This is a genomic window from Hyphomonas sp., from assembly GCF_041398385.1.
Taxonomy (GTDB): Bacteria; Pseudomonadota; Alphaproteobacteria; order Caulobacterales; family Hyphomonadaceae; genus Hyphomonas.
Genome location: NZ_JAWKUW010000001.1, coordinates 826,038 through 841,909, shown reverse-complemented (window position 1 = coordinate 841,909; position 15,872 = coordinate 826,038). Strand labels below are relative to the sequence as shown.

Here is a 15,872-nt window from a genome sequence, read left to right as displayed (position 1 = left end):
TTCTTACACCAAAGCGCTGTCAGCTGACCGGACCTGTCGATACCGGCCGATACCGGAGTGATCCGCGCATGACCTCTGCAGCCCAGAACTCACCGGCCGGTCTCGAAGCCAGCCAGGCCGAGGCCTTGCGCGAAAGCGAGGCGCGCTTCCGCTCGACCTTCGAGAACGCCGCCGTCGGCATGGCCCATGTCGGCCCCGACGGACGCTGGCTGCGCGTCAACCGGAAGGTCTCGGAAATCCTCGGCTACACGCCCGAGGAATTGCTGAAAACCACCTTCCAGGACGTCACCCATCCGGACGACCTCGACAATGACCTCGAATTCCTGGCGGCCACGCTGCGCGGCGAGCGCGACACCTACCGCATCCACAAGCGCTATATCCGGAAGGGCGGGGCGATCGTCTGGGCAAACCTGACGGTCGGGTGCGTCCGCAAGGAGTCCGGCGAGGTCGACTATTTCATCTCCGTCATCGAGGACATTTCCGAGCAGACGCGCATGAACGAAGCGCTTGCCGCCAGCGAAGCGCGATTCAGGGCGGTGCAGCAGACCACGCCGGACGGCTTCCTCATCTTCCAGAGTATCCGCAATACCAGCGGGCAAATCGAGGATTTCCGGGTCGAGTTTGCCAACCCGGCAGCGGTCCGCATGTTCCATCAGGCGCCGCATGAACTGCTGGGCAGCACGATGCGCGGCCAGCTTCCGGCAACCGTCGATGCGGGCATCTTCCGGATTTACGCCGACATTGTCGAAACCGGGGAGCCCTGGCAGGGCGAATACATGTATCCGGGCCGCAATGGCGAAGAATGGTACCGCGTCGCGGCGGCGAAACTGGATGACGGGTTTGCCGTCTCCTTTGCCGATGTGACGAAGCGGAAAGTCGACGAAGAACGCCTGCGCAAGAGCGACGAGCATCTGCGGTCGATCCTCGACAATGTGATGGCCTTTGTCGGCCTTCTCTCACCCGACGGCATCATGCACGAGTGCAACGAGACAGCCCTGGCGTCCGCCGGGCTGACGCTCGACGACGTCGTCGGCAAGCTGTTCTGGGAAACCTACTGGTTCTCACACGACCCCGCGCTTCAGGACGCGATCCGCACGGCGTTCTTCCGGGCGGCCGGCGGAGAGCGGGTGAGGCGGGACATCACCATCCGGGCCGCAGAAGGCCGGAACATCACGGTGGATGTCCAGTTCGCGCCGACCTTCGATGAGCGCGGCAATGTGGTGAACATTATTCCGTCTGCGGTCGATATTTCGGACCGCAAGCGCGCCGAGGAGCATCGCGAGATGCTGCTGCGCGAGCTGAGCCACCGGGTGAAGAACACGCTGGCAACCATCCAGACGATCGCCTCCCATACGCTGCGCGAAGCCGACGATATGGACTCGTTCCGGGAAGCGTTCGTCGGCCGGCTCATGGCGATATCGAAAAGCCATGACCTTCTGGTCGAGTCCACGCGGCGGGACGCCGACCTCACCCAGCTGGTCAGGGATCAGGTGATGCCCTATGCCCAGATCGGCTCGGCGCAGGTTTCGCTGTCCGGGCCGCCGCTGGAGCTCGGCGCCGAAGCGGCGCATTCGTTCGGACTGGTCCTGCATGAACTCGCAACCAACGCTGCCAAGTATGGCGCGCTGTCGACCGGAGAGGGGCGGCTGGAAATTTCCTGGAGCCGCGCGACCGACCGTGGCCGCCCCGAGGCTATCGTGGAATGGCGCGAGTCCCGTGGCCCTGCCGTTTCTCCGCCGACGCGCCGGGGCTTTGGCAGCATCCTGATCGAGCAGAGCCTGACCTATTCGATGGATGGTCAGGTCGAGATCGAATACCGGCCAGAAGGCCTGTGGGCCCGGTTCAGGTTTCCCAGGCACAATCGGTAGCGGACCAGGCTACATGCCGGGGCGCGGCGCGCCCCTGAGCGGTGTGCCCTCGTCTTCTTTCGGCTTGCCCGGCTTCCTGCCGTAATCGTGTTTTTTCAGCAGGCCGCGGAACTGGTGATAGGTCAGGCCGAGCATGTCTGCGGCGCGGCCCTGATGGCCCTGTGCCACCGCCAGCGCCTCGTCGATGAGGCGCATTTCAAAGGCCGCGACCTGGGCATTGAAGTCTGCCGTGACGCTCGGATCGATGCGCCCGGGTGTGACCGCCGGGGGCGCTATAATTGACTTTACTGGCGCGGAATTCACGCTTTGCGCCGCTGACTGCGGCCGCCACGGCGAATCGAACGGATCGAGCGCGGACGGATCGAACACGACCGGCTCGCCCGGATGCATCAGCATCGAGCGGTGGGCGAGGCGCTGGGCGAAATTGCGAAGCTCGCGCACATTGCCCGGCCAGTCATGGCTTTCGATCGCGGCGATCGCAGACGGCGCGAAGCCCGGAAAATCCTCGCCCATTTCGACGGCCATGCGGCGGGCGAAATGATCGGCGAGGAGGCTCGCGTCGCCTCGCCGCGCCCGCAGCGGCGGCAGGGTGATGACATCGAAGGCGAGCCGGTCGAGCAGGTCGGAGCGGAACTGCCCGGCCTCTGCCATCGCCGGCAGGTCGCCATTGGTGGCGGCGATGATCCTTACATTGGTCGCCAGCACGCGCGAGCCGCCGAGCCGCTGGAACTCGCCATATTCCACCACGCGCAACAGCTTCTCCTGCACCTGCTGACTGGCCGTCGCGATCTCGTCGAGGAAGATGGTGCCGCCGTCTGCCAGTTCGAACCGGCCCTTGCGCTGCTCGGTCGCCCCGGTAAAGGCGCCGCGCTCATGCCCGAAGAGTTCGGAGTCGAGCAGCGTCTCGGACAGGGCCGCGCAATTCACCTTCACGAACGGGCCTTCCCAGCGCTTCGACAGGAAGTGCAGCCGCTCCCCGATCAGCTCCTTGCCGGTCCCGCGCTCGCCGATGACGAGGATCGGGCGCTCCAGCGGCGCAACCCGCGAAACATGCTCCTGCGCGCTGAGCCAGGCGGGCGCTTCCCCGATCAATTGGGTGGGTTGATCAATCATGCGGTATAAATAGCCAAATCAATTTGAAAAATCGACTAATAAATTAGTCAAAAAAACGAAATTGTCTTTCGCAAATCGTCTCCGAAAACTTTTTTAGCATTTAAAAACAAGGCTCTATAGAATTAATTTTGGTCTGGCACGGTCCTTGAAATGAAAGAAGGGCTCAGAGCGACAGGGCGTTGCTCAACCCAAGAAGGACCAACTGAAATGGAAGACCGCGACTACCGCACCGAAACCCGCACCGACGCCGGCCGCTTTGGCCGCTGGTTGTCGACGCGCCCGGCAGAGACCTGGATGTTCTTTGCTGTCGGCGTCTTCTTCGGCGGCTTCTTTTTCTAATCCCCCTCCCAGACACGAAAGGACACCAAAATGGGTCTGTTCTCCCGCCTCGGTGACATCATCAACTCGAACATCAATGCGATGCTCGACAGTGCCGAAAACCCCGAAAAAATCGCCCGCCTGATCATTCAGGAAATGGAAGACACGCTGGTCGAAGTCCGCACCGCGGCTGCCCGCGCCATGGCCGACAAGAAAGAGATGGAGCGCGACATCGTGCACTTCTCCTCGCTGCGTGACGACTGGGCCAACAAGGCCGAGCTCGCCATCGACAAGGGCCGCGAAGACCTCGCCCGCGGTGCCCTCGTCGCCAAGCAGAAGGCCGAAGCCGAAATCGAGCGCCGCCAGCATGCCATGGCGACCGCGGAAGAAGCCTTTGAAAAGCGCCAGGACGACCTGTCCAAGCTGCAGGCCAAGCTCGACGAAGCCAAGGCAAAGCACCGTGCCCTGATGATGCGCCGCGAGGCCGCCGAACAGCGCATCCGCATCCGCAGCCAGGTCTATGACGGCCGCGTCGACGAAGCGCTCGCCCGCTATGGCAACCTTGAGCGCAAGGTCGACGAGATGGAAGCCTATGCCGACCAGATCCGCGGCAACGAGCCGACCCTCGAAGCCCAGTTCGCTGCCCTTGAGCAGGACGAAAGCATCGAGAAGGAACTCGCGGCCCTCAAGGCGAAGCGTGCCAAGGTGTCCACCAAGAAGTCGGAGGGCTGATCCATGCTGGTTTCCTTCCTGATGCTCGTGGCCTTCCTGGTCCTGTTCTGTTCGCCGGGTCTCATCGCCATGTCGATCGAAGACCGTCGCGCCAAGCAGAATGAGGCTGCCTGATGCCAGAAGAGATTTTCATCCTGGCGATCGTGGCGACCACCTGTATCGGTCTGCCGGCGATGATCCTCCACTACGTCACGCTCTGGCGGAAGCAGAAGACCCTGCTGCCCGACGATGAGCGGATGATGGAAGACCTCTGGCGCTCGGCGCGCCAGATGGAACGCCGCATCGAGACGCTGGAACGCCTGCTCGATGGCTCCGAGGCTGAGGACCCCCGTCGTCCGCCTCGCAGCTCCCGCACCACTTTTGACGATTAGAGGAAACGATATGTCCCGCCACTCCCGCCGATTCCGCGATGCCGTCCATGGCGAGCGAATCTATGATTCTCCCAACCCAAAAAGGTTCTACCGCTCGCGGCAGGACAAGGTGGTCGCCGGCGTCTGCGGCGGCATTGCCGAACGCTTCGGCTGGGAGCCGGTCCTGGTCCGCATCCTATTTGTGCTCGGCACGCTGTTCGGCCTCGGCCCGATTGCGATCGTTGCCTATGTGACCGTCTGGATGATTACGCCGTATGCCCCGCTGGGCATGCCGGCCATGTCGCCGGATGAGGACGCCTTCTGGCGCGGTGTCTCCGACCGCCCGCGCGCCACGTTCGGAACCCTCAAATACACCTTCATGGATCTCGACGAGCGCCTGCGCGACATCGAGCGGAAGGTGACCTCCGACGAATGGCGCCTGCGCAAGGAATTCAGGGATCTCGAGCGCGGCAACTGATCTCTCCCACCCACCAAGATAAGAACTCCGGTAAAGGAACGGAAAAATGAGCAAGGGGACCCTACTGACGAACAACTGGCTGCTTGGCGCTGTCGCCGTGGCCATTCTGATCGGCATTGCGCTGGTTGCCAGCCTGCAGGGACATATGGCCGTCGAACTGGCCGGGCTCGAACTGTCGGTGGCACCGCATGAGGATGGCGGCCTGCGGGTCGCCCTCGCGCGGGCCGGCGGGTCAGGCCTCCTGCCGCTTTAAGGCGCGCAGGAGTAACCGGGCCGGGCTGACCGCTTCAAGGGCGGCCCTGGCCGCCGGGGCCGGTGCGCCGCAAAGGCGGGCGGCGAGGATCGACCCGGCCCACGGGCCCCAGGTGAACCCCCGGGCCCCGAAACCGGAAGATACAAAAATACCAGCAAGAAGAGGGGCGTCCGCATCTGCCGGGCGCCCTTTTCGCATTCCGGCAAACGTCTCCAGGAAGGCGTCATGGTCCGGCATGGCGCCGATCAGGGGCAGGCGGTCGCCGGTCGTCGCGCGCAGGCTGGCGCGGGACGCGACATCAGGCCCCCGCGCATCCCGCACCCAGTACGGCGACAGCGTCTCGACACCCTTGAGATTCTCTTCGCGCGCGGCATCTGACGTATACGGAACGGTCTCCGGTGGCACCTTGTCGAAGGTCGCCCCCCAGAGGCGCCGGTGGCCAAGGGCAAGGGCATAGGAGCCGCTCGCCATGGCGAAAGGCGGGGCATCGGCCGGGCCATCGCAGAAATCAACCTGGCCCATCCGTGCGTCCAGGCCGAGCCACGGAAACGCCATGCCTGCCGCCATGCCGTTCGCGAACACGATTGCATCGAAGGCCTCGCCATTGACCGTCCGGACACGGAGGTCGACCTCCGGCACCGATCCATAGCGCTGCGCGATCCCTTCCAGCAGGGAGGGGACCAGTTTCGCCGGCTCCACGATCAGCGCGCGCTTGTGCAGCAGGCCGCCTCCGGCGAGCGCTTCCAGGTCTTCCAGCGGCAAGGGCGGATCGGCGAGGAGTTTTTCAAACCGGGCCGCTTCGCCCACATCCTTCGGCACCTGCCGCACATCCGTTTCGCTCACGCCCGGCCGGCCGGCATAGGCGGCGCGTGCGGCTAGGTAGGCATCGACCAGCAGGCGGGCCTGCACCGTGTCGCCGGCATCGAGCCGGGGCATGACGAGGCCCATCGGATTGCCGCTGCCGCCGCTCGCCGGGCCCGGCGCCGGATCGAACACGACGGGTTCCGCGCCCAGCTGCTTCAGGGCGTGGGCTGTGCCGGCGCCAGCGACCCCTGCACCGAGGACCGCCACGCGGGGCGCGCGGGGCAGGGGCCCGGCGACGCCATATGGGTCCGGGCGTGCCGCGGGCGGCGTCGGCAGACGCGCTTCCAGCCGCTCTCGCTTTCGTCCATGGCCGGGCGCCTTCGCGACCTCGAAGCCCGCCTCGGCAAGCCCCCGGCGCACGGCGCCTGCGACCGTGAAAGTCGCCGCCCGCGCGCCCGGAACGCTGCGTTCAGAGATCAGGGGAAACAGGCTTTCGGCCCACATCGCCTCGTTCTTCGCCGGGCTGAACCCGTCGAGAAACCAGGCATCGGCATGGTAAATGCTGGCGGGCAGCGTCTCCGCAATGTCGCCGAGATGCAGGGTTAATGTCACCCCGTCGTCTGGCCACACGAACCGGCGAACACCCTTCACCGGGCCTGGCCATATGGCGACCAGCTTCCCGGCAAGTTCCGCCAGTTCCGGCCAGGCCGAGAGCGCCCGCGCCGCATCGTCGGCGGCGAGGGGAAATCCCTCGAAACTCACGAAATGCAGGACCGCCGCCGGGGAAGGCCTGCGCGCCCGCCACAGCTCCCAGGCGGCGAGGAAGTTCAGCCCGGTGCCAAACCCGGTCTCGGCAATCGTGAAGCTCTCGCGCCCGGCCCAGGCTTCCGGCAGGCCGCAGCCGGTGAGGAACACAGCCCGCGTTTCGCCGAGGCCATCGCCGGCCGTGAAATAGACGTCACCGGCCGCGCGGGCGACAGGCGTGCCGTCATCCTTCCAGTCGATCTCGGGCTGTGTCAGCAGGCGGGTCATGGCCCGCCCTGATAGCGGCGGCCCCGTGCTTTGAACAGCGCCCGCTTGCGCCGGAACGCCAGCCGGGCCACTTAAGCGGCATGAGCGACTTCGACATCCGCCGCGAAGACGCGCCCACCAATGGGCGCTACGTGTCCGTGGTGAACGGCCATGAGGCAGAGATGACGTTTTCCAAGGCCGGCGCGACGCGCATCATCATCGACCATACCGAAGTGCCCAAAGCGCTTGCCGGCCTGGGCGTCGGTGTCGCGCTTGTGCGCCGCGCCGTGGAAGATGCGAGGGCGGCGGGGATAAAGATCATTCCCTTGTGTCCCTTCGCGAAGGCGCAGATCGACAAACACCCCGAATGGCAGGACCTGCTGCAATGACTGACATCACCCATGACGAGAACCGCATGCGCTACAGCCTCTTCGAAGACGGGCTCGAGGGCTACCTCACCTATGAGCGGCCGCGTGAGGGCCACCGGCACATCACCCACACGATCGTGCCGGGACCACTCGGCGGGCGTGGCTATGGCCACCAGCTCGTCAAAGCGATCATGCAGGACATCATCCTCGCCGGTGAGACAGTCTCCTCCGAATGCTGGTTCGCCTCGGCCCTGATCGAGAAAAAGGCGGAATGGTCCGTCATGCAGGCATGAGCATGCCGTTCTGGAAACAGAAGACGCTGGCGGAGATGTCGCGCGAGGAATGGGAATCCCTCTGCGACGGCTGCGCCAAATGCTGCCTGTTGAAATTGGAAGACGAAGACACGGGCGAGATCGCTTACACCCGCCTGCATTGCCGGCTGCTGGACGCGCAGGCCTGCCGCTGCGCCGACTATAAGAACCGGAAAAAGATCGTCGAGGATTGCGTGATCCTGACGCCGCAGACCGTGGCGGAAATCAACTGGATGCCGCGCAGCTGCGCCTACCGGCTCTTGCTGGAAGGGCAGGACTTGCCGGACTGGCACCATCTCGTCTGCGGCGACCGCAACCGCGTGCACACGACCGGCCATTCCATCCGGGGCCGGACCGTCTCGGAAGACACCGTCTTCGATGAAGACCCCGAAGACTGGATCGTCGACTGGGAAGGCAATGAGCCCTAGGCTTGTGCCCGGCCAACTCATCCTTCGACTTCGCTCAGGATGAGTTCCGCTCCTGCCGCGTGCAACGCAGCTCATGCTGAGCGAAGTCGAAGCATGGCCAGACGGGAGAGAACCTCTCCTTAAGCCTGTCCATGCCACTCTGCTGCGATGGACACGCTCGCCGCCTTCACCTCCTATCTCACCGATGAGCGCCGGATGGCGGAGAAGACGGTGGAGGCCTACCGCTCTGATCTGGCCGGCTTCTTCGGTTTCCTGCGCCTGCACCTTGGCGAGGAACCGACCCTGAAGGCGCTCGGCCGCCTGCGGGCGCGCGACATCCGCGCCCATCTCGCCCAGCGCCGCCGTGACGGGCTGTCGGATGCCTCGATTGCGCGGCTCTTGTCCTCCATCAAGGCGCTCTATCGCTGGCTCGGCCGGGCCTATGATATCCACAATGCGGAAGTGGCTTACCTTCAGGGCCCGAAACGGCCCCAGCGCTTGCCGCGCCCGGTGTCCATCGAGGCGGCGAAGGATCTGATCCAGGAAGCGGAAACGGACCCCGACGCCGAGCCCTGGGTCAATGCACGGGACGCCGCCGTCCTGTCGCTGCTCTATGGCGCGGGCCTGCGCATCTCCGAAGCGCTGAGCCTCACAGGTGCAGACGTGCCCGCGCCGGAGCGCCTGCGCGTCAGGGGCAAGGGCGGCAAGGTGCGCATCGTGCCGCTGATCCCGGCCGTGCGGGACGCGATCGAAGCCTATGCCGCGATCTGCCCCTATGCGCTGACAAAGTCCGGTCCGCTGTTTCGCGGGGTGAAGGGCGGCGCGCTCAGCCCGCGTATCATCCAGGGGCTCGTGCAGAAGCTGCGCGGATATCTCGGCCTGCCCGAAACGGCGACACCGCACGCCTTGCGCCACGCCTTCGCAACGCATCTTCTGGCGGCCGGGGCGGACCTGCGCGCCATCCAGACACTGCTCGGCCACGCCTCGCTCTCCACGACACAGGTCTATACCGGCGTCGACTCCAGCCGGCTGCGCGAGGTGCATGCGGCCGCACACCCGCGTGCATGATCGCCGAAAAGGCCCTCCAAACGCCCCATGAATCGCCATTCATGCCCATTTTCCTGCCTTAATCGCGCGTAATGATTCACATGAGCGCAACAGGGAGTCGCGTCATGGGCGCAAAGCGGAACACGATCCTCGGTATCCTGACCATCGCAGCTTTTATCGGCTGCGGCCTGATGGCCAATGCGCAGGAGCGGGACTCCTTTATCGACTATGACGGCTTTCTTGCCGTGAGCGGTGAGGTTCAGGCCTATCGCGCGGGCCGTCTCGTTTCCCTTGTCGACTTCAACGAGATGAAAGACGATCCGGACACGATCATTCTCGACAGCCGCAGCCCCGGCGCCTTTGCGCAGGGTCATATCGACGGCGCGATCAATGTGAACTTTTCGGACTTCACGGACGACAAGCTCGCCGCCGTGATTCCATCCAGGACGACGCGCATCCTCATCTACTGCAACAATAATTTCGAGGACAATGTCGCGCCCATCATGCTGAAGAGCGCACCGCTTGCCCTCAACGTGCCGACCTTCATCAATCTCTATGGCTACGGCTATACGAACATCTATGAGCTGAAAGGCATGCACTCGATCCAGGATCCGGAGATCAACTGGGTCTCCGACCTCGACCTCTCCGAGCACTAGCGCCCTTCGCTTTTCCCGCCCTGAAATTGCCTGCCTTGCGCGGCGTCAGCCGAAGGAAGGGAAGTGACACGCCCGCGTGTCGCGATAGGGTGGGGCAAAAGCGTGCAAGGGAGGCGCCGGCATGGCGGAGATGCAGCAGATCGTGCTGGCAAGGCATTGCGACGGCCCGCCCGTGCCGGAGGATTTCGCGCTGGAGGCGCTGCCCCTGCCGGAGCCGAAAGACGGCCAGTTCCGCCTGGCCCATGTCTGGAACTCGGTCGATCCCGGCACGCGTTCGCGTCTCTCCGGCGGCGATTCCTATGCTGCCGCCCTGCCGCTTGGAAAGCCGGTGGACGGTTTCAGCGTCGGCGTGGTGGAGGCAAGCCGGCATCCTGACTATCCCGATGGCACAAAGGTCTTCTGCGCCGCCGGCTGGCGCACCCATTCGATCCAGTCCGGCCGCGGCTTCATCGGAAAAGTGCCGGATGTGCCCGTGCCGCTGTCCGCGTGGATCGGCGTGCTCGGCGTGCCGGGGCTTACGGCCTGGTTCGGCCTGAAGGAGACCGCCCGTTTCAGGGAAGGGGACCGCGTGCTGGTCACCTCCGCGGCGGGCCCGGTCGGCGCAACGGCGGGCCAGCTCGCCAAAGCCTGGGGTGCCGCGCAGGTCGTCGGCATCGCGGGCAGCGACGAGAAATGCCGCTGGCTGACGGAAACCGCCGGCTTCGACGCCGCCATCAATTACAAGACGGCGCCGGACCTGAACGATGCGATCCACGCCGCGTTTCCCGAGGGCGTCGACGTGCTGTTCGACAATGTCGGCAATGCGATGGTGAACCGCGTCCTGCCGCAGATGGCGATGAACGGGCGCATCTGCATTTCAGGGCAGGTGGCCGATTACAATGTCCCGCCCGAGAAACGTACCGGTATCACGCACACCGCGCCGTTCATCACCCACCGCATCAATATGCAGGGCCTCGTCGTGTTCGATTTCATCAAAGGCTTTCCCGCCGCGCTGGCAGATATGGCCGGCATGCTGGCCAGCGGAAAATTGCAGGCGAAGGAAGACCGGTTCGACGGCATTGCGGCCATGCCGGAGGCCTTCTGCGGCCTGTTCCGGGGAGAGAATTTTGGCCGCAGGGTTGTGAAGGTGGGTTAGGAGTAGCGCTCATGCTGAGCGAAGTCGAAGCACGAGCGCGGCCGGGCAGATCGCCCTTCGACTTCGCTCAGGGTGAGCTGCCTTTCGGGAGGAAATAATGAGCACTGTATACGACATCACAAAGGACAAGTGGGAGCGCTTCACCTTCGAGCGGAAAGGCCGTGTGCTGACGGCATATATCACGTCGGATCATCCGGTGAACGGCGTCGACGAACAGATGCACACCGAACTGGCGCTCGTCTTCAACTGCCTGCAGCGCGACAGCGAAAGCGACCTCATCATCCTTTCGGCCAAGGGCCGCGCTTTCTGTGCGGGGGGGGATTTCGACTGGTTCGAGGAACAGATCGAGCGCCCGGAACGCTTCCGCGCCATCGGCTGGGACGCCAAGCAGATCGTTGTCACGCTGCTGCAGATGGAAAAGCCCATCATCTGCCGCATGAACGGGGCTGCTGCCGGGCTCGGTGCCACCATCGCGCTCTTGTGCGACATCATCGTCGCCGACGAGACCGCGAAGATCGGCGACCCGCATGTCAAGGTCGGCCTCGTCGCGGGCGATGGCGGCGCGCTGATCTGGCCGCAGCTGATCGGCTTTGCCAAGGCCAAGGAACTCCTGATGACGGGCGACCTTCTCTCTGCGAAAGAGGCCCAGCAACTCGGCCTCATCAATTATGCCGTTCCCGCCGCCGCGCTCGATGCGAAAGTCGAGGAACTTGCGGGGAAGATCCTTGCCAATCCGAAATGGGCCGTGCGCTGGACCAAGACGACCGCCAACATCCCCTTGCGCGCGCTTGCGGCGCAGCTGATGGATGCGAGCATTGGCTGGGAAAGTGTGTCGAACTATCTTGGCGACCGGCGCGAGGCGGTGATGGCCTTCAAGGAAAAACGCGCCCCGAACCTCACCGGAGACTGACCCAAGATGATCCTGCGCGAACCCAAACCGTCGGAACTGCGCAAGCTCTCCGGCCTCTGCTTCCGGTCGAAAGGCCATTGGGGCTATTCCGATGCCATGATGGATGCCTTCCGCAGTGAGCTGACGATCCGGAAGAAAGACCTGGAGACAGATGCCGTCATGCTGTCAGAGGACAAGCGCGGTGTCACCGGCGTGGTGCAGGTGTCGAAGCAGGGTGACGATGCCGTGCTCGAAAAGCTCTTCGTCGATCCGGAGCGGCTGGGGGAGGGGACGGGCTTCAACCTCTATGTCTGGGCCTGCCGGGTTGCGCGCAACAATGGCGCGAAGCGTCTGGTGATCGAGTCCGATCCCAATGCCGTGCCATTTTACACCGGGATGGGCGCCGTGCCGGATGGCGAGGTTGAGTCGCGTTCGATTCCCGGCCGCAAGCTGCCGCGGCTGGTGCATCCCCTTCAGTAGCGGTCAGGTGCCGGTTTTCTCGCGCACGGCGGTATTGGCCATGCGTTGCATCGTGCCGATGACCGGGCCGAGCCGCTCGCGCGCGGCGTCATAGTCGGCCCGTGCCACGGACGGCACATAGCGCGACTCGAATTCTTCCAGATAGCGCTCGTCGCCATCGGCGCAGATGCACACCGCGCTGCTCGGCCGCTCCTGCTGCGACAGCCAGTCGATGGCGCCGAGGATGACGCCGACGCTGGAAAGGCCCACCTGTGCCAGCTCGTGCTCATGCAGCAGGGCAAAGGCGGCAAGCGTCGACGGCTCGTCGATGCGGATCATGTTCGGGTCTGGCTTCATGCCTGAGAAGGACGAGCGCCGCTGGCTGCCATAGCCGGGGATTTTCAGCTTGTTGCCCGCGCCGGGGGCGGCATCGAGGAAGGCGCCGGAGGCGGCCGGCTCCACGAGGTAGAGTTTTGCTAGGCCCGGATGCGCCTTCAGATAGTCGGAAAAGCCGCGCGCCGTGCCGCCGGACGAGGAGGTCACGAAACAGGCATCGAACGGCCCTTCCGCGAAAACTTCCGGCGCGGTCCATGTTTCGTGCGCGGCCGGGTTCAGCGGATTGGAATATTGGTCAAGGAAAACAAGGTCTTCGGCTTCGGCGATTTCGCCCGCCACGCGAACCCGCGCCGCATTGGAGGACTCGCCCGGCTCGCCTTCCGCAATGATCAGGCGTGCGCCCGCCCGCTCGATCCCGGCAGCATTGTAGCCGCTGATGGAGGGCGACGAGACGATGGTGGCCGCGATGCCGAGCCGCTGGCAGATCGAGGCCAGCGCATAGCCATAATTGCCGGAAGAGGCATCGACCACGGCCTTGACCGGGCCGGTTTTCTTCAATGTCTGCGACAGGACATGCCAGGCGACACGATCCTTGACCGAGCCGAACTCGTTGCAGCGCTCTTCCTTGACCAGCAATTCATGGCGAAGGCCGTTCAGGACCAGTTCGTATCGGGTCAGCGGTGTCTTGCCGATCCGGAAGGGGCAATCGGTGAATGCGGTACGTGAGGGCATCGGCTGGTCCCGCCAATCCTTATGGTCGACCCCGCACGCCTAGCAGGCTCACACAAAATGAAAAGTGCGTGAACTGTTTTGCGGCAGTCGGTCGCTGGCGACGACTTTTTCCCCGTCAGCGACGCCACGGAAGGGGACAGTATGAAACGGAAGGGGTTTTTGCCCGGTATTCCGGCCGGAAGCGCCCGAAACTGACCGCGTCAGGTGGACAGCAATTAATCCTCTGGCGGCGCCGGGGGCTGGGGCCTCTTGCCCACGGCGCGTCCCGGCGCTACATGCGCTGTTCGTGGTGATTTGGCCGGCCGGCTTGCAGCCACGTAAAACAAGTCGCTAAAAGGGCCGCGCGAAGGAAGTGAGCACACGTCTCCCGCGTTCCTTTTTCCCGATTTGTTTTTGTCCTGAAGCTGGCCGAAGCGAGAGTAACAGCCGTGCCGATCAAGATTCCGGACACTTTACCTGCCCGTGAGACCCTCCTGAAAGAGGGTGTGGCGGTGATGCGCGAGTCCGACGCAACGCGACAGGACATCCGCCCGCTGCAGATCGGCCTGCTGAACCTCATGCCGAACAAGATCCGAACCGAGACGCAGATCGCCCGCCTGCTCGGCGCTTCGCCGCTGCAGGTGGAGCTGACGCTGGTGCGCATCGGCGGCCATTTGCCGAAGAATACGCCGCAGGAACACCTGATCAGTTTCTACCAGACCTGGGAGGAAGTGGCTGGCCGCAAGTTCGATGGGTTCCTTGTCACCGGCGCGCCGGTCGAACAGCTGCCGTTCGGAGACGTCACCTATTGGGACGAGCTTGCCCGCATTTTCGACTGGACACGGACGAATGTGCATTCGAACCTGTTTATCTGCTGGGGCGCGATGGCGGCGGCCTGGCATTTCCACGGCCTGCCGAAATACCAGCTGGAGCAAAAGGCCTTCGGCATCTACCGCCAGCGCAACCTCGCGCCCGCCTCGCCCTATCTGAACGGCTTTTCGGATGACTTTCTCATTCCGGTGTCCCGCTGGACGGAAGTGCACGCTGACGATGTGCGCGCCCGCCCGGAACTCGACCTGCTGGTCGATTGCCCGGTGACGGGGCCCAGCCTGCTGGAACATGCGCCGAGCCGCAGCCTCTTCATGTTCAACCATGTCGAATATGACAGCTTTTCCCTGAAGGAAGAGTATGAGCGCGATGTGGCGCAGGGCAGCGACATTGCCATCCCGCACAATTACTTCCCCGGCGACGACCCCAAACGCCCGCCGCTCAACCGCTGGCGCAGCCACGCCCACCTCCTCTTCGGCAACTGGGTGAACCAGGTCTACCAGTCGACGCCCTATGACCTGGCGGACATCGGTGCCTGATGGGCAGGATTGCGCGGGCTGGCGCATCGCGTAATTTGCGCGCCATGACACATGCCTTCGCCCCTGAGCCCGATCACGTCACCGAACTCCGCCGCCAGCTGTCCCGCTGGGTGGCGGAAAAGATGCCGCGCGAGAAGCGCCGCGAATGGGACAAGGCCCATACCTGGGACCGGGCCCTCTTCCGCGAACTCGCCGAAATGGGCCTCATCGGCCTCACGATTCCCGAAGACTATGGCGGGCAGGGGGAGGATATCTACGCCGCCGCCGCCGTGATCGAGGAACTCTGCCAGGGTGGCCCCAGCATGGCAGGGCCCTTCATCCATGCGGCCTTCTATGGCGGCCTCAATATTTCCGAGAACGGATCACCGGAACAGAAGGTGGCACTCTTGCCGAAGCTCGCGCGCGGCGAGATGTTCCTCTGCTATGGCCTCTCCGAACCGAATGTCGGCGGTGATCTGCCCAGCGTCGAGACGCGCGTGCGCCGCGAGGGTGGCGAGCTTGTCATCACCGGCGCCAAACGCTGGTGCACCGGCGCCGACTGGTCGGATTACATCTACTGCCTCTGCCGCTCGGATGGGGAGGCGGACAGCCGGCATGGCAACCTCACCTTCGTCCTTGTGCCGACCGATGCGCCGGGCGTCAGCATGCAACCCATCGAGCATGTGAACCTTCGCTACACCGCCTCCATGGATGTCTTCCTCGACGAGGTTCGCCTGCCGGAATCCGCCATCGTCGGCGGGCCGGACAACTGGAACAAGGGCTGGCAGATGCTGGCCGGACGGGCGCTGGACGTGGAAAAGATCGAGATCACCGCCGTCGCCTATGGCATCGCCCGCGCCGCCCTCGAAGAGGCCTGGACCTATGCGCAGGAGCGCGTCCAGTTCGGCAAGCCCATCGGCAAACACCAGGCCATCGCCCACAAGCTCGTCACCGCCCGCACAAAGCTCGCCGCCTGCCGCCACATGCTCTATCACGCCGCCTGGCTCGCCTCGCAGCACCAGCCCTGTTCCGCCGAAACCGCCATGGCCAAGCTGTTCGTCGCCGATACGGGCGTCGAAATCGCGCTTGCCTGCCAGCAGGTGATCGGCGCCTATGGCCTGTCGGACGCCTATGACATTGAGCGCAATGTGCGTGACCTGCTCGGCATGCCCATTGTCGGCGGTTCGTCCGACATGCAGAAGAACAATCTCGCCCGGATGTGGAGGCTCTAGCATGGCATGCGCCGCCCGCCTGACGCGCAGGGACGGAGAAATCCGGCC

General features: G+C 64.3%; 19 protein-coding genes and 1 riboswitch. Of the genes, 16 read left to right on the top strand and 3 right to left on the bottom strand.

Annotation, left to right across the window (positions count from 1 at the left end; all coding sequences use genetic code 11):
* The first annotated feature begins 68 nt into the window (after positions 1-68).
* A complete protein-coding gene (locus R3C13_RS04160) occupies positions 69-1,868 on the top strand; it encodes a PAS domain S-box protein (RefSeq protein WP_371309532.1) in 1,800 nt (599 codons plus the stop codon).
* A gap of 9 nt (positions 1,869-1,877) precedes the next feature.
* On the opposite strand, the gene pspF is transcribed toward R3C13_RS04160, so the two are convergent.
* Positions 1,878-2,981 carry a phage shock protein operon transcriptional activator gene (pspF, locus tag R3C13_RS04155; RefSeq protein ID WP_371309531.1) on the bottom strand — a complete coding sequence of 368 codons (1,104 nt, stop codon included), beginning with the start codon at positions 2,979-2,981 and terminating at the stop codon, positions 1,878-1,880.
* Positions 2,982-3,188: 207 nt separating this feature from the next.
* Here pspF and R3C13_RS04150 point away from each other — a divergent pair, with 207 nt between their 5' ends.
* The 5 genes from R3C13_RS04150 (at position 3,189) to R3C13_RS04130 (ending at position 5,112) form a co-directional block, all read left to right on the top strand.
* Positions 3,189-3,320, top strand: coding sequence for a hypothetical protein (locus R3C13_RS04150; RefSeq protein WP_371309530.1), 132 nt, complete (start codon positions 3,189-3,191; stop codon positions 3,318-3,320).
* A gap of 30 nt (positions 3,321-3,350) precedes the next feature.
* Positions 3,351-4,031: a phage shock protein PspA gene (gene pspA, locus R3C13_RS04145; protein ID WP_371309529.1), complete on the top strand. Its 681-nt coding sequence runs from the start codon at positions 3,351-3,353 to the stop codon at positions 4,029-4,031.
* Positions 4,032-4,144: 113 nt separating this feature from the next.
* Positions 4,145-4,402, top strand: coding sequence for an envelope stress response membrane protein PspB (gene pspB / locus R3C13_RS04140; protein ID WP_371309528.1), 258 nt, complete (start codon positions 4,145-4,147; stop codon positions 4,400-4,402).
* 10 nt (positions 4,403-4,412) lie between these two features.
* Positions 4,413-4,859 (top strand): envelope stress response membrane protein PspC, encoded by a 447-nt coding sequence (gene pspC / locus R3C13_RS04135; protein ID WP_371309527.1) that lies wholly within the window; start codon positions 4,413-4,415, stop codon positions 4,857-4,859.
* 46 nt (positions 4,860-4,905) lie between these two features.
* The gene (locus R3C13_RS04130) at positions 4,906-5,112 is read left to right on the top strand and encodes a hypothetical protein (RefSeq protein ID WP_371309526.1); all 207 of its coding nucleotides are present in this window, start codon (positions 4,906-4,908) and stop codon (positions 5,110-5,112) included.
* On the opposite strand, the gene mnmD is transcribed toward R3C13_RS04130, so the two are convergent.
* The gene (gene mnmD, locus R3C13_RS04125) at positions 5,092-6,948 is read right to left on the bottom strand and encodes a tRNA (5-methylaminomethyl-2-thiouridine)(34)-methyltransferase MnmD (protein ID WP_371309525.1); all 1,857 of its coding nucleotides are present in this window, start codon (positions 6,946-6,948) and stop codon (positions 5,092-5,094) included. The genes R3C13_RS04130 and mnmD overlap by 21 nt on opposite strands.
* A gap of 80 nt (positions 6,949-7,028) precedes the next feature.
* On the opposite strand from mnmD, the gene R3C13_RS04120 reads away from it, so the two are divergent.
* From R3C13_RS04120 to R3C13_RS04085, 8 genes are all read left to right on the top strand, one after another.
* Complete coding sequence (locus R3C13_RS04120; RefSeq protein WP_371309524.1) at positions 7,029-7,316, top strand: GNAT family N-acetyltransferase; 288 nt, start codon at positions 7,029-7,031, stop codon at positions 7,314-7,316.
* Positions 7,313-7,588, top strand: a complete 276-nt coding sequence (locus R3C13_RS04115; RefSeq protein WP_371309523.1) for a GNAT family N-acetyltransferase — start codon at positions 7,313-7,315, stop codon at positions 7,586-7,588. Before R3C13_RS04120 ends, R3C13_RS04115 begins: the two co-directional genes overlap by 4 nt.
* Entirely contained in the window at positions 7,567-8,034 is a 468-nt protein-coding gene (locus R3C13_RS04110; RefSeq protein ID WP_371309522.1) for a YcgN family cysteine cluster protein, read from the top strand. The genes R3C13_RS04115 and R3C13_RS04110 overlap by 22 nt, the downstream gene beginning before the upstream one ends.
* A gap of 147 nt (positions 8,035-8,181) precedes the next feature.
* Positions 8,182-9,081 (top strand): tyrosine recombinase XerC, encoded by a 900-nt coding sequence (locus R3C13_RS04105; protein WP_371309521.1) that lies wholly within the window; start codon positions 8,182-8,184, stop codon positions 9,079-9,081.
* Positions 9,082-9,185: 104 nt separating this feature from the next.
* The gene (locus R3C13_RS04100) at positions 9,186-9,716 is read left to right on the top strand and encodes a rhodanese-like domain-containing protein (RefSeq protein ID WP_371309520.1); all 531 of its coding nucleotides are present in this window, start codon (positions 9,186-9,188) and stop codon (positions 9,714-9,716) included.
* A gap of 121 nt (positions 9,717-9,837) precedes the next feature.
* Positions 9,838-10,851: an NADP-dependent oxidoreductase gene (locus R3C13_RS04095; RefSeq protein ID WP_371309519.1), complete on the top strand. Its 1,014-nt coding sequence runs from the start codon at positions 9,838-9,840 to the stop codon at positions 10,849-10,851.
* A 97-nt stretch (positions 10,852-10,948) separates the two neighbouring features.
* Positions 10,949-11,761, top strand: coding sequence for an enoyl-CoA hydratase/isomerase family protein (locus tag R3C13_RS04090; protein ID WP_371309518.1), 813 nt, complete (start codon positions 10,949-10,951; stop codon positions 11,759-11,761).
* A gap of 6 nt (positions 11,762-11,767) precedes the next feature.
* Positions 11,768-12,220 (top strand): GNAT family N-acetyltransferase, encoded by a 453-nt coding sequence (locus R3C13_RS04085; RefSeq protein WP_371309517.1) that lies wholly within the window; start codon positions 11,768-11,770, stop codon positions 12,218-12,220.
* A gap of 3 nt (positions 12,221-12,223) precedes the next feature.
* On the opposite strand, the gene R3C13_RS04080 is transcribed toward R3C13_RS04085, so the two are convergent.
* Entirely contained in the window at positions 12,224-13,267 is a 1,044-nt protein-coding gene (locus R3C13_RS04080; protein ID WP_371309516.1) for a pyridoxal-phosphate dependent enzyme, read from the bottom strand.
* Positions 13,268-13,543: 276 nt separating this feature from the next.
* Positions 13,544-13,622, top strand: a riboswitch (SAM riboswitch).
* 73 nt (positions 13,623-13,695) lie between these two features.
* Between R3C13_RS04080 and metA the strand changes: the two genes are divergently transcribed.
* Together metA and R3C13_RS04070 are read left to right on the top strand one after the other, a co-directional pair.
* Positions 13,696-14,613, top strand: coding sequence for a homoserine O-succinyltransferase (gene metA / locus R3C13_RS04075; RefSeq protein ID WP_371309515.1), 918 nt, complete (start codon positions 13,696-13,698; stop codon positions 14,611-14,613).
* 44 nt (positions 14,614-14,657) lie between these two features.
* The gene (locus tag R3C13_RS04070; RefSeq protein ID WP_371309514.1) at positions 14,658-15,824 is read left to right on the top strand and encodes an acyl-CoA dehydrogenase family protein; all 1,167 of its coding nucleotides are present in this window, start codon (positions 14,658-14,660) and stop codon (positions 15,822-15,824) included.
* Positions 15,825-15,872 lie beyond the last annotated feature (48 nt).

Coding starts and splice junctions, on each gene's coding strand:
- mnmD (WP_371309525.1), bottom strand. CDS start 6,948: ATGACCCGCCTGCTGACACAGCCCGAGATCGACTGGAAGGATGACGGC.
- R3C13_RS04100 (WP_371309520.1), top strand. CDS start 9,186: ATGGGCGCAAAGCGGAACACGATCCTCGGTATCCTGACCATCGCAGCT.
- pspA (WP_371309529.1), top strand. CDS start 3,351: ATGGGTCTGTTCTCCCGCCTCGGTGACATCATCAACTCGAACATCAAT.
- R3C13_RS04090 (WP_371309518.1), top strand. CDS start 10,949: ATGAGCACTGTATACGACATCACAAAGGACAAGTGGGAGCGCTTCACC.
- R3C13_RS04130 (WP_371309526.1), top strand. CDS start 4,906: ATGAGCAAGGGGACCCTACTGACGAACAACTGGCTGCTTGGCGCTGTC.
- R3C13_RS04115 (WP_371309523.1), top strand. CDS start 7,313: ATGACTGACATCACCCATGACGAGAACCGCATGCGCTACAGCCTCTTC.
- pspC (WP_371309527.1), top strand. CDS start 4,413: ATGTCCCGCCACTCCCGCCGATTCCGCGATGCCGTCCATGGCGAGCGA.
- R3C13_RS04070 (WP_371309514.1), top strand. CDS start 14,658: ATGACACATGCCTTCGCCCCTGAGCCCGATCACGTCACCGAACTCCGC.
- R3C13_RS04080 (WP_371309516.1), bottom strand. CDS start 13,267: ATGCCCTCACGTACCGCATTCACCGATTGCCCCTTCCGGATCGGCAAG.
- pspB (WP_371309528.1), top strand. CDS start 4,145: ATGCCAGAAGAGATTTTCATCCTGGCGATCGTGGCGACCACCTGTATC.
- R3C13_RS04150 (WP_371309530.1), top strand. CDS start 3,189: ATGGAAGACCGCGACTACCGCACCGAAACCCGCACCGACGCCGGCCGC.
- R3C13_RS04160 (WP_371309532.1), top strand. CDS start 69: ATGACCTCTGCAGCCCAGAACTCACCGGCCGGTCTCGAAGCCAGCCAG.
- R3C13_RS04110 (WP_371309522.1), top strand. CDS start 7,567: ATGGTCCGTCATGCAGGCATGAGCATGCCGTTCTGGAAACAGAAGACG.
- R3C13_RS04095 (WP_371309519.1), top strand. CDS start 9,838: ATGGCGGAGATGCAGCAGATCGTGCTGGCAAGGCATTGCGACGGCCCG.
- R3C13_RS04120 (WP_371309524.1), top strand. CDS start 7,029: ATGAGCGACTTCGACATCCGCCGCGAAGACGCGCCCACCAATGGGCGC.
- R3C13_RS04105 (WP_371309521.1), top strand. CDS start 8,182: ATGGACACGCTCGCCGCCTTCACCTCCTATCTCACCGATGAGCGCCGG.
- R3C13_RS04085 (WP_371309517.1), top strand. CDS start 11,768: ATGATCCTGCGCGAACCCAAACCGTCGGAACTGCGCAAGCTCTCCGGC.
- pspF (WP_371309531.1), bottom strand. CDS start 2,981: ATGATTGATCAACCCACCCAATTGATCGGGGAAGCGCCCGCCTGGCTC.